Source organism: Pseudomonas mohnii (assembly GCF_900105115.1).
In the GTDB taxonomy this organism is placed as follows: Bacteria; Pseudomonadota; Gammaproteobacteria; order Pseudomonadales; family Pseudomonadaceae; genus Aquipseudomonas; species Aquipseudomonas mohnii.
In genome coordinates this window covers 2,654,672-2,665,709 of the sequence record NZ_FNRV01000001.1, presented here as the reverse complement: position 1 = coordinate 2,665,709, position 11,038 = coordinate 2,654,672, and the positions used below count along the sequence as shown (strand labels likewise).

Here is an 11,038-nt window from a genome sequence, read left to right as displayed (position 1 = left end):
AACCGAACAGCGCTTTTTCAGGTTCGCGCACGATTATCCAATACCCGATTCACCGCCAGCTCACTGAGCATGATCACCTGCTGAAGCGCCAGCATGGCGTTGCGGCTGGCCCCGTCCAGCATCCCGGCAAACTCGCTCGCCATCACGCTCGCCGACGCCAACGACTCGCAGGCATGGGCCAATAGCGTTTCGTTGTCGACGTCCGGTGCAACGACAAAAATGGTGCTGGGCGAGCGCGTGGCGGCCGTCGTCGGCATATTGGGTTTGAGGTAATAGTCCAGTGCGCGATCAACCGCAGGGTGAAGCTTTTTTGACGGCGTGCAGAGGTGCGCATCGGTGTTTTGAGTTTCTGATCCAGCGGGTGAGTCGGTGACGTTAGGCATGGAGAGTCTCCGTGGAAGGTCTGGAGATGCCACGCTACCCCTCTGACTTCCGACGGCCAACCCTAAAAATACGTCGGATGCTTCCTCGATTTTTCAAGGGTTTTCATCGTTTCTAAACGTTGCGTCTTTGTCCGCTAAACGCATTTCGACAGGGCTTGTTTAAGCGCTTTCAGGGTTATGTCATCAGAGCTACAAAATCTTTGACCATTGCCTACAGTTAAGCCTGTTGACGCGTACGGCAGAAAAAGCAAACCCGATGGCGGTCACCCGCCATCGGGTTTTTCTTTGGACGAGCGGCTTGCACTCAGAACAGGAAATACCGCTGCGCCATCGGCAAGACATCCGCCGGCTCACACCACAACAACACGCCGTCGGCCTTGACCTGATAGGTCTGCGGGTCGACGTCGATGTTCGGCAGGTAGTCGTTGTGGATCAGGTCGGTTTTCTGCACCTGGCGACAGCCTTTGACCACGGCGATTTTCTTCTTCAGGCCCAAGGCTTCGGGCAGGCCGGCCTCCTGTGCGGCCTGGCTGATGAAGGTCATGCTGGTGGCATGCAGCGAGCCGCCAAAGCTTGCGAACATCGGGCGGTAGTGCACCGGTTGCGGCGTCGGAATCGAAGCGTTGGCGTCGCCCATCAGGCTGGCGGCGATGGCGCCACCCTTGAGGATCAGCGTCGGTTTGACCCCGAAGAACGCCGGGCGCCAGAGCACCAGGTCGGCCCATTTGCCGACTTCCACCGAGCCCACTTCATGGCTGATGCCGTGGGTGATCGCCGGGTTGATGGTGTATTTGGCGATGTAGCGTTTGGCGCGGAAGTTGTCGTTGCCTTCACCGTCGCCGGGCAGCGGGCCGCGCTGCTTTTTCATCTTGTCGGCGGTTTGCCAGGTGCGGGTGATGACTTCGCCGACCCGGCCCATGGCCTGGCTGTCGGAGCTGATCATCGAGAACGCGCCGAGGTCGTGGAGGATGTCTTCGGCGGCAATCGTCTCGCGGCGGATGCGGCTTTCGGCGAAGGCCACGTCTTCGGCAATGCTCGGGTCCAGGTGATGGCAGACCATCAGCATGTCCAGGTGTTCGTCGATGGTATTGCGGGTGAACGGCCGGGTCGGGTTGGTGGAACTCGGCAGTACGTTGGCGAAACCGCAGGCCTTGATGATGTCCGGGGCATGACCACCGCCCGCGCCTTCGGTGTGGTAGGTGTGGATGGTGCGACCCTTGAAGGCGGCGAGGGTGGTTTCGACGAAGCCGGATTCGTTGAGGGTGTCGGTGTGGATCGCTACCTGCACGTCGTACTGGTCGGCGACGCTCAGGCAGTTGTCGATGCTCGCGGGCGTGGTGCCCCAATCCTCGTGCAGCTTCAGGCCAATGGCGCCGGCCTTGACCTGCTCGATCAACGGCCCCGGCAGGCTGGCGTTGCCTTTGCCGGTCAGGCCGATGTTCATCGGGAAGGCATCGGCGGCTTGAAGCATCCGGGCCAAATGCCAAGGACCGGAGGTGCAAGTGGTGGCATTGGTGCCGGTGGCCGGCCCGGTACCGCCGCCGATCATGGTGGTGACGCCGCTCATCAGCGCTTCTTCGATCTGCTGCGGGCAGATGAAGTGGATGTGCGTGTCGATACCGCCGGCGGTGAGGATCATGCCTTCACCGGCGATGACTTCGGTGCCGGCCCCAATGGCGATGGTGACATCAGGCTGGACATCCGGGTTGCCGGCCTTGCCGATCGCGGCGATGCGCCCGTCCTTGAGGCCGACGTCAGCCTTGACGATGCCCCAGTGGTCGATGATCAGCGCGTTGGTGATCAGGGTGTCGACCACGTCGGCGGCGAGCAACTGACTCTGGCCCTGGCCATCGCGGATCACTTTGCCGCCGCCGAATTTCACTTCTTCGCCGTAGGTGGTGAAGTCTTTTTCCACTTCGATCCACAGGTCGGTGTCGGCCAGACGCACCTTGTCACCGACGGTGGGGCCGAACATGTCGGCGTAGGCCTGACGGGAAATTTTCATTCGTTTGCCTTGAGATTCAATTGAATTTGAAATCGTTCGCTGCGCTCACTTTCGCGAGCAGGCTCGCTCTCACAGTTGATCGCATTTCCCTGTGGGAGCGAGCCTGCTCGCGAAGGGGCCGGAACAGACACTGCCTTAATCAGAGATTTCCCATGATCCGCCCGGCAAACCCGAACACTCGTCGATGCCCGGCCAGGTCGACCAGCTCGACCTCGCGGCTCTGCCCCGGCTCGAAGCGCACGGCGGTGCCGGCGGGAATGTTCAGGCGCATGCCTCGGCTGGCGGCGCGGTCAAAGGTCAGGGCGTCGTTGGTTTCGAAGAAGTGGTAGTGCGAGCCGACCTGGATCGGCCGGTCGCCGCTGTTGGCCACCGTCAGGCTCAGGGTGCGACGGCCAGCGTTGAGTTCGATGTCGCCGGGCTGGATCTGGTATTCACCGGGAATCATCAATGGGCTCCTTGCAGAATCTTGTAGTAGAGGGCGGTCGGCTTGTAGCGTCCGCTCGGGTCGCAGGCGTAGTCGGGGATTTCGCCGGCTCGGGTGTAACCCAGGGCCTTGTAGAAATCTTCCGCCACAGAGCCCGCTTCGGTATCGAGGTAGAGCATGCCGCGCTTGTGCTGCAGGGCCGCTTGCTCAAGTGCATTCATCAACTGTTGGCCCAACCCTCGACGCCGCGCGTGTTCGCGCACCAGCAGCTTTTGCACTTCGGCACGGTTCAGGCCGTTGGCTTTCTGGCACAGGGTCAGTTGCACGCTGGCCTGCACTTGTTCGTCCTTGACCACCACCCACAGCAGCACATGGCCCTTGTTCAGGTTTTCCTGGACTTCATCGAAATACGCGCGGGCCTGAGTCGCGTCCAGGTCGGCCATGAAACCGACGCTGGCGCCATAGCCCACGGCGTCCAGAAGCAGATCAATCAAGCCCTGACGATAGTGCGCAAAACTCTCAACATTGACGCGTCGCAGTTGGGCGGGGTTCATGGGGTATCACTCCTTGTTGGCGCTCGGTGGTTGCGCGCCAGGATTGAGGGTCAATTGCATAAAGGTCAGGTCCAGCCAGCGACCGAACTTGGTGCCCACCTGAGGCATTTGCCCGGTGGTCACGAAGCCGATGCGCTCATGCAGGCGAATGGACGCGGCGTTGCCGCTTTCGATGGCGGCCACCATCACGTGTTTGTCGCATCCCTTGGCGCGCTCGATCAGTACCTCCATCAGCCGAGGACCGAGGCCGTTGCCGCGCTGGTCGCTGCGTACGTAAACCGAATGTTCGACGGTGTGACGAAAGCCATCAAAAGGCCGCCAGTCGCCGAATGAAGCGTAGCCCAGCACCTGGTTTTCGGCGTTGACGATTACCAGGATCGGGTACGCCTGGGATTGCCGGGCGCTGAACCAGGCCTGGCGATTGCCCAGGTCCACGGCCTGTTCGTTCCAGATGGCCGTGGTGTTGAGCACGGCGTCGTTGTAGATGTCGCGGATGGCCGGCAGGTCGGCATGTACCGCATCGCGGATGTGGTAAGTCATGGCGTGGCCTCAGGCGATCGGTTGATGGACGGTGACCAGTTTGGTGCCGTCGGGAAAAGTCGCTTCGACCTGGATCTCCGGGATCATTTCCGGGATACCTTCCATCACTTGCTCGCGGCTGAGCAGGGTGGTGCCGTAGTGCATCAACTCGGCCACGGTCTGGCCATCGCGGGCACCTTCGAGCAGCGCCGCGGAGATGTAGGCCATGGCCTCCGGGTAATTGAGTTTTACGCCGCGCGCCAAACGCCGCTCGGCCACCAGGCCTGCGGTGAAGATCAGCAGCTTGTCTTTTTCGCGTGGGGTCAGGTCCATTGGTGCAATCCATCAGGGCAGATTAAAAAGGTATTCGGGTACATAAACACGACCCCTGTGGGAGTTGGCTTGCCAGCGATGGGGACCTCAAGGCCGCCAAAAGCATCGCTGGCAAGCCAGTTCCCATAGGGATCGGTGTTCAGGTGTTCCATATTCGGGGTGGGACCGCTTCACGGTCGAGCAACACAGGCCTGAGCATTCGCCACACATCAATCAGCCAGCCACGGGCCAGCAGTGCCTCGCTGGCCAGGCACCGGGCGACCAACAGCCCCGGCAATTGCGTCAGATCCCCGCGTACGGCATGGGGCAGCGAGCGACAACGCTCCAGCAAATCGCTATCGATTTCCCCGGTCACCAACAGGGTGGCGAACACCGGTTGCCCGTCCAGGCCAATCGGTGAGTCGAGCAAACCATCAGCCCCGACAATGCGCTGGCGTTCGTGCCAGAGCAACTGGCCATCGCGGCGGATATCCAGTTGCGCCTGAAAGTGTCCGAGGTCGAAACGCTCGCCGCTGGCCGGGCGACCCAGGGCGACGACATCCCAGTAGAACAACCGCGCATCGCCTTCAAGGTCGATGGCGGTGCTGAGTTCAGCCTGCGCCGCGCTGAAAACGATCGTCTCTTGTGGCAACCACTCCAGTGTCGCACCGGCCGCGACCTGCAATTTCAATTGCTGATAAGCGGGGCCGGCGGCGCGATACCACTTGGCCGCGCCGGGGCTGGTGATCTGTGCCCAGGCATCGCGGCCGACGCTGGCCGAGATGTTCAGGCGATCACCGCCGGCGATTCCGCCCGGCGGGTGGACGATGATGTGCTGGCAGACCTGCGGCCCTTCGGCGTACAGGTGCTTCTGCACCCGCAACGGGCCCAGGTGGCGGCGCTGCACCGGACGTGTGCTGTCACCGAAACGGGCGTAAGCCAGTTCGAGTTCGGCATGCCAACTGGGCGTGAACAACGGCGAGGCGGGTAGATTCATGATGTCTAATTATCGTTAGGATGCTACGGATCAGATCGCAACTTTAGATGGTAACCAGGCCGCGCACACCCTCGGCTTCCATATTTTCACCGCGACCCTGTTGCACGATCTCGCCCCGTGACATCACCAGGTATTGATCGGCCAGTTCGGCGGCGAAATCGTAGAACTGTTCCACCAGCAAAATCGCCATGTCACCGCGGGCTGCGAGCTTCTTGATCACGGCGCCGATCTCCTTGATCACCGACGGCTGGATCCCTTCGGTGGGCTCGTCGAGAATCAACAGGCGTGGACGGCTGGCCAGGGCGCGGCCGATGGCGAGCTGCTGTTGTTGGCCACCGGACAGGTCGCCGCCGCGTCGGTGCTTCATTTGCAGCAGCACCGGGAATAGCTCGTAGATGAACGCCGGGACTGCTTTGGCTTCGGAGCCGGGAAAGCGCGACAGGCCCATCAGCAGGTTTTCTTCCACGGTCAGGCGCCCGAAAATTTCCCGGCCCTGGGGCACGTAAGCGATCCCGGCATGCACCCTTTGATGCGGTTTGAACGTGGTGATCGGCTTGCCTTCCCAATTCACCGCGCCCTCTTTGGCCGGCAGCAGGCCCATCAGGCATTTGAGCAGCGTGGTCTTGCCCACGCCGTTACGCCCGAGCAGGCAGGTGACCTCGCCGACCTTCACGTCAAACGTCAGGCCGCGCAGGATGTGGCTTCCGCCGTAGTACTGGTGCAGTTTGTCGACTTGCAGCATAGGGCCCTCCGGGCAGTTGTCAGCGGCAAGCTACAAGCTGCAAGAAAAAGCCGGACGGCTTTTCGCTCGTAACTTGCCGCTTGTAGCTGAAAGCTTGTAGCTGGCCGATTCACCGACCCAAATAAACCTCAATAACTCGCTCATCGGCCTGCACCTGCTCCAGCGACCCTTCGGCCAGTACGCTGCCCTGGTGCAACACGGTGACGTGGTCGGCAATCGAGCCGACGAAGCCCATGTCGTGTTCCACCACCATCAGCGAATGCTTGCCGGCCAGGCGCTTGAACAGCTCGGCGGTGAATTCGGTTTCGGCGTCGGTCATGCCGGCCACCGGTTCGTCGAGCAACAGCAGTTGCGGGTCCTGCATCAGCAACATGCCGATTTCCAGGAACTGCTTCTGGCCGTGAGAGAGCAACCCGGCGGGGCGATTGACCGAAGGGGTCAGGCGGATGGTGTCGAGCACTTCGGCGATGCGATCCTTCTGCTCGCCGCTGAGCCGTGCCCGCAGGCTGGCCCATACCGACTTGTCGGTTTTCTGCGCCAGTTCCAGGTTCTCGAACACGCTCAGCGCCTCGAACACCGTGGGCTTCTGGAACTTGCGACCAATGCCGGCTTGGGCGATCTGCACTTCACTCATCTGCGTCAGGTCCAGGGTTTCGCCGAACCAGGCATTGCCGTGGCTGGGGCGGGTCTTGCCGGTGATCACGTCCATCAACGTGGTCTTGCCCGCGCCGTTGGGGCCGATGATGCAGCGCAACTCGCCGACGCCGATGTACAGGTTCAGGTTGTTCAGTGCGCGGAAGCCGTCGAAGCTGACGCTGATGTCTTCCAGGGTCAGGATGGTGCCGTGCCGAGTGTTCAGGCCTTTGCCGGCGCGCTGGCCGAGGCCGATCGTATCGCGGCTGGTGCCGGCGTCCTTGTTGGGCTCCACGGGGAAAAACGCCGGTTCGAGCATGAATTCAGCCGTCGCAGTGGTTCTCATTTTACAATCCTCATTGTTCGCCGTTCTTCTTCAGCAAACCGATCACGCCCTTGGGCAGGTACAGGGTCACGACGATGAACAGCGCGCCGAGGAAGAACAGCCAGTACTCAGGGAACGCCACGGTGAACCAGCTCTTCATGCCGTTGACCACACCGGCACCGAGCAGCGGGCCGATCAGCGTGCCGCGACCGCCCAGTGCCACCCAGACTGCCGCTTCGATGGAGTTGGTCGGCGACATTTCACTGGGGTTGATGATGCCGACCTGTGGCACGTACAGCGCACCCGCGAGGCCACACAACACCGCGCTGAGCACCCACACGAACAGCTTGAAGCCGCGCGGGTCGTAGCCGCAGAACATCAGGCGGTTTTCCGCATCGCGCAGCGCGGTCAGCACCCGCCCGAACTTGCTTTGCGCCAGGCGCCAGCCAATGAACAGGCTCGCCACCAGCAACAGCACCGTGGCGAAAAACAGCACGGCGCGGGTACCCGGTTCGGTGATGCCAAAGCCGAGGATCGTGCGGAAGTTGGTAAAGCCGTTGTTGCCGCCAAACCCGGTTTCGTTGCGAAAGAACAACAGCATGCCGGCGAAGGTCAGGGCCTGGGTCATGATCGAGAAATACACGCCCTTGATCCGCGAACGGAAGGCGAAGAAACCGAACACCAGCGCCAGCAACCCTGGCGCCAGCACCACCAGGCACAAGGTCCAGAGAAAGCTGCTGGTGCCGGTCCAGAACCAGGGCAGTTCGGTCCATGACAGGAAGGTCATGAACGCCGGCAGGCCATCGCCCGAAGCCTGGCGCATCAGGTACATGCCCATCGCATAGCCGCCCAGGGCGAAGAACAAACCGTGGCCGAGGGACAGCAATCCGGCATAGCCCCAGACCAGATCCAGCGCCAGGGCGACGATGGCGTAGCACAGGATTTTACCCACCAGCGTCAGCGTGTAGGCCGAAACGTGAAAGGCGCTGTCCGCCGATAACAGCGACAGCAACGGCAACGCCAGCAGCAGGATCAGGATGACTGCACCCACGGCAATCGTGACTTTGGGGCCGGCTTTTTGTGTTGCGGTAACGAGCAGGGGCTGGTTCATCAGTCGATCACCCGTCCTTTCAGTGCGAAGAGGCCTTGCGGACGTTTCTGGATGAACAGAATGATCAGCGCGAGGATGAGGATCTTGCCGAGCACGGCACCGATTTGCGGTTCGAGAATCTTGTTGGCAATGCCCAGGCCGAAGGCCGCCAGCACGCTACCGGCCAATTGCCCGACGCCACCGAGCACCACCACCAGGAACGAATCGATGATGTAGCTCTGGCCCAGGTCCGGGCCGACGTTGCCGATCTGGCTCAGGGCCACGCCACCGAGGCCGGCGATGCCCGAGCCGAGGCCAAAGGCGAGCATGTCCACGCGCCCGGTGGGCACGCCGCAGCAGGCGGCCATGTTGCGGTTCTGGGTGACGGCGCGCACGTTCAGGCCCAGGCGGGTCTTGTTCAGCAGCAGCCAGGTCAGCACCACCACAAACAGCGCGAAGGCGATGATGACGATGCGGCTGTACGGCAGCACCAGATTGGGCAGCACTTGAATCCCGCCCGACAGCCAGGCCGGGTTGGCCACTTCGACGTTCTGCGCGCCGAACACCAATCGAACAAGCTGAATCAGCATCAGGCTGATGCCCCAGGTGGCGAGCAGGGTTTCCAGCGGGCGGCCATAGAGGTGACGAATCACCGTGCGTTCCAGGGCCATGCCGATGGCCGCCGTGACGAAAAACGCCACCGGCAAGGCGATCAGCGGATAGAACTCGATGGCCTGCGGGGCAAAGCGCTGGAACATCAACTGCACCACGTAGGTCGAGTAGGCGCCGAGCATCAGCATTTCGCCGTGGGCCATGTTGATCACGCCGAGCAGGCCGAAGGTAATCGCCAGGCCAAGCGCCGCCAACAACAGGATCGAGCCCAGTGACATGCCGCTGAAGGCCTGGCCGAGCAACTCGCCGACCAGCAGTTTGCGTTTGACTTGAGCCAGGCTGGTTTCGGCGGCGGTGCGCACGCCGGCATCAGTTTCGACGCCCGGTTCCAGCAGACTTTCGAGGCGGGTGCGGGCCAGCGGGTCGCCGGTTTCGCCCAGCAGTCGCACCGCGGCGAGGCGCACGGCCGGGTCGCTGTCGACCAATTGCAGATTGGCCAGGGCCAGGCTGAGGGCGGCGTGAACGGTTTCGTCCTTTTCGCCAGCCAGTTGCTGGTCGAGGAATTTCAGTTGCGCGGGTTTGGCACTTTTCTGCAATTGCTGCGCGGCACCGAGACGGATTTTGGCGTCGGCGGCGAGCAGTTGATGGCTGGCCAGCGCGGTGTCGATCAGACCCCGCAGGCGGTTGTTCAGGCGCAGGGTTTTCGGCTGGCCGTCGATGCTCAACTCACCTTGTTGCAGGGCGTTGATCAGTTCGATGCGCGCCGGATCGGGCTGCGCGGCCCAGGCTTCCAGCAGTTTGGCCTGCTGCACGGGATTGGCGGCGACGAAGTCTTCGGCGTCGCCGGCGTAGGTAGCCATTGGCAGCAAGAGTGCGATGGCGAGGATGAGGCGGTAAAGGGCCGTGGACATAGAGAGTCGCCTTGACGCGGACATTGTGGGAGCGAACCTGCTCGCGATAGCGATGGGTCAGTCACAGAGATCTTGAATGTGCTGCCGTCATCGCGAGCAGGCTCGCTCCCACAGGGATTTGTGTCGGGCCCGAACGCCATGCCCGGGCCCGACCTCCAGTGGCTTAGTTGCTCTTCACCGCATAGTCCGGCTTCTTGTCGTTGCCCGGAATGAACGGGCTCCACGGTTGGGCGCGGATCGGGCCTTCGGTCTGCCAGACCACGTTGAACTGACCATCACCCTGGATCTCGCCGATCATGACCGGCTTGTGCAGGTGGTGGTTGGTCTTGTCCATGGTCAGGGTGTAGCCGGACGGCGCAGCGAAAGTCTGGCCGGCGAGGGCTTCGCGGACTTTGTCGACGTCGGTGGACTTGGCTTTTTCTGCGGCCTGGGCCCACATGTGGATGCCGACATAAGTGGCTTCCATCGGGTCGTTGGTCACCGCTTTGTCGGCGCCCGGCAGGTTGTGTTTCTTGGCGTAGGCTTTCCAGTCAGCGACGAACTTCTTGTTCACCGGGTTCTCCACCGATTCGAAGTAGTTCCACGCCGCGAGGTTGCCCACCAACGGTTTGGTGTCGATGCCGCGCAGTTCTTCTTCGCCCACCGAGAACGCCACGACCGGTACGTCGGTGGCTTTCAGGCCCTGGTTGGCCAGTTCTTTATAGAACGGCACGTTGGAGTCGCCGTTGACGGTGGAGATGACGGCGGTCTTGCCGCCGGCGGAGAATTTCTTGATGTTGGCGACGATGGTCTGGTAATCGCTGTGACCGAACGGGGTGTAGACCTCTTCGATGTCCTTGTCTGCCACGCCTTTGGAATGCAGGAACGAGCGCAGGATTTTGTTGGTGGTGCGTGGGTAGACGTAGTCGGTGCCGAGCAGGAAGTAACGCTTGGCGCTGCCGCCTTCTTCACTCATCAGGTATTCGACTGCGGGGATCGCTTGCTGGTTTGGCGCTGCGCCGGTGTAGAACACGTTCGGCGACATCTCTTCGCCCTCGTACTGCACCGGGTAGAACAGCAGGCCGTTGAGTTCTTCGAACACCGGCAATACCGATTTACGCGACACCGACGTCCAGCAGCCGAACACCACGGCGACCTTGTCCTGGGTCAGCAACTGGCGGCCTTTCTCGGCGAACAGTGGCCAGTTCGATGCCGGGTCGACCACTACCGGCTCCAGCATCTTGCCGTTCACGCCACCCTTGGCGTTGATTTCGTCGATGGTCATCAGCGCCATGTCTTTGAGCGATGTTTCGGAGATCGCCATGGTCCCGGACAACGAATGCAAAATGCCCACCTTGATGGTCTCGGCGGCCTGGACGGTCCAGGTCATGCCCATCGCGGCAATCGATGCCGAGAGTGTGAAAGCCTTGATCAAGCTACGACGCTTCATTGTGCGATCTCCATGAACTTATGAATTTTTCTGGTTGGCAGATGCGGACTACTGAAGGGTCTTTAGCAAGGGCTGTGCCCGGTCGGCAAAAGGCAGGGAAAT

The 11,038-nt window shown here is 61.7% G+C and carries 12 protein-coding genes; all 12 read right to left on the bottom strand.

Going from position 1 to position 11,038, the window contains the following annotated elements:
- Positions 1-17: 17 nt before the first annotated feature.
- Positions 18-383 (bottom strand): DUF6124 family protein, encoded by a 366-nt coding sequence (locus tag BLV61_RS12445; protein WP_090465361.1) that lies wholly within the window; start codon positions 381-383, stop codon positions 18-20.
- A 304-nt stretch (positions 384-687) separates the two neighbouring features.
- Complete coding sequence (ureC, locus tag BLV61_RS12440; RefSeq protein ID WP_090465358.1) at positions 688-2,388, bottom strand: urease subunit alpha; 1,701 nt, start codon at positions 2,386-2,388, stop codon at positions 688-690.
- Positions 2,389-2,527: 139 nt separating this feature from the next.
- Positions 2,528-2,833 (bottom strand): urease subunit beta, encoded by a 306-nt coding sequence (locus BLV61_RS12435; protein ID WP_090465355.1) that lies wholly within the window; start codon positions 2,831-2,833, stop codon positions 2,528-2,530.
- Positions 2,833-3,366 (bottom strand): GNAT family N-acetyltransferase, encoded by a 534-nt coding sequence (locus tag BLV61_RS12430; protein WP_047536889.1) that lies wholly within the window; start codon positions 3,364-3,366, stop codon positions 2,833-2,835. Before BLV61_RS12430 ends, BLV61_RS12435 begins: the two co-directional genes overlap by 1 nt.
- A gap of 6 nt (positions 3,367-3,372) precedes the next feature.
- Positions 3,373-3,906 carry a GNAT family N-acetyltransferase gene (locus BLV61_RS12425; protein WP_047536891.1) on the bottom strand — a complete coding sequence of 178 codons (534 nt, stop codon included), beginning with the start codon at positions 3,904-3,906 and terminating at the stop codon, positions 3,373-3,375.
- Positions 3,907-3,915: 9 nt separating this feature from the next.
- The gene (ureA, locus tag BLV61_RS12420; RefSeq protein WP_007937143.1) at positions 3,916-4,218 is read right to left on the bottom strand and encodes an urease subunit gamma; all 303 of its coding nucleotides are present in this window, start codon (positions 4,216-4,218) and stop codon (positions 3,916-3,918) included.
- 139 nt (positions 4,219-4,357) lie between these two features.
- Positions 4,358-5,194: an urease accessory protein UreD gene (locus BLV61_RS12415; protein ID WP_090465352.1), complete on the bottom strand. Its 837-nt coding sequence runs from the start codon at positions 5,192-5,194 to the stop codon at positions 4,358-4,360.
- 43 nt (positions 5,195-5,237) lie between these two features.
- The gene (gene urtE / locus BLV61_RS12410) at positions 5,238-5,936 is read right to left on the bottom strand and encodes an urea ABC transporter ATP-binding subunit UrtE (protein WP_047536898.1); all 699 of its coding nucleotides are present in this window, start codon (positions 5,934-5,936) and stop codon (positions 5,238-5,240) included.
- Positions 5,937-6,045: 109 nt separating this feature from the next.
- Positions 6,046-6,915: an urea ABC transporter ATP-binding protein UrtD gene (gene urtD, locus BLV61_RS12405; protein WP_047536900.1), complete on the bottom strand. Its 870-nt coding sequence runs from the start codon at positions 6,913-6,915 to the stop codon at positions 6,046-6,048.
- A 10-nt stretch (positions 6,916-6,925) separates the two neighbouring features.
- Entirely contained in the window at positions 6,926-8,005 is a 1,080-nt protein-coding gene (gene urtC, locus BLV61_RS12400) for an urea ABC transporter permease subunit UrtC (RefSeq protein ID WP_047536902.1), read from the bottom strand.
- On the bottom strand, positions 8,005-9,507 hold the full coding sequence (gene urtB / locus BLV61_RS12395; protein ID WP_047536904.1) for an urea ABC transporter permease subunit UrtB: 1,503 nt from the start codon (positions 9,505-9,507) through the stop codon (positions 8,005-8,007). Before urtB ends, urtC begins: the two co-directional genes overlap by 1 nt.
- Before the next feature lie 163 nt (positions 9,508-9,670).
- Entirely contained in the window at positions 9,671-10,936 is a 1,266-nt protein-coding gene (urtA, locus tag BLV61_RS12390; protein WP_047536907.1) for an urea ABC transporter substrate-binding protein, read from the bottom strand.
- Positions 10,937-11,038: the final 102 nt, after the last annotated feature.

What these genes read in the sequence shown, in the direction of transcription:
- BLV61_RS12435 (WP_090465355.1), bottom strand. Translation starts at nt 2,833, where the DNA reads ATGATTCCCGGTGAATACCAGATCCAGCCCGGCGACATCGAACTCAAC.
- urtB (WP_047536904.1), bottom strand. Translation starts at nt 9,507, where the DNA reads ATGTCCACGGCCCTTTACCGCCTCATCCTCGCCATCGCACTCTTGCTG.
- urtE (WP_047536898.1), bottom strand. Translation starts at nt 5,936, where the DNA reads ATGCTGCAAGTCGACAAACTGCACCAGTACTACGGCGGAAGCCACATC.
- ureC (WP_090465358.1), bottom strand. Translation starts at nt 2,388, where the DNA reads ATGAAAATTTCCCGTCAGGCCTACGCCGACATGTTCGGCCCCACCGTC.
- BLV61_RS12425 (WP_047536891.1), bottom strand. Translation starts at nt 3,906, where the DNA reads ATGACTTACCACATCCGCGATGCGGTACATGCCGACCTGCCGGCCATC.
- BLV61_RS12415 (WP_090465352.1), bottom strand. Translation starts at nt 5,194, where the DNA reads ATGAATCTACCCGCCTCGCCGTTGTTCACGCCCAGTTGGCATGCCGAA.
- BLV61_RS12445 (WP_090465361.1), bottom strand. Translation starts at nt 383, where the DNA reads ATGCCTAACGTCACCGACTCACCCGCTGGATCAGAAACTCAAAACACC.
- BLV61_RS12430 (WP_047536889.1), bottom strand. Translation starts at nt 3,366, where the DNA reads ATGAACCCCGCCCAACTGCGACGCGTCAATGTTGAGAGTTTTGCGCAC.
- ureA (WP_007937143.1), bottom strand. Translation starts at nt 4,218, where the DNA reads ATGGACCTGACCCCACGCGAAAAAGACAAGCTGCTGATCTTCACCGCA.
- urtA (WP_047536907.1), bottom strand. Translation starts at nt 10,936, where the DNA reads ATGAAGCGTCGTAGCTTGATCAAGGCTTTCACACTCTCGGCATCGATT.
- urtD (WP_047536900.1), bottom strand. Translation starts at nt 6,915, where the DNA reads ATGAGAACCACTGCGACGGCTGAATTCATGCTCGAACCGGCGTTTTTC.
- urtC (WP_047536902.1), bottom strand. Translation starts at nt 8,005, where the DNA reads ATGAACCAGCCCCTGCTCGTTACCGCAACACAAAAAGCCGGCCCCAAA.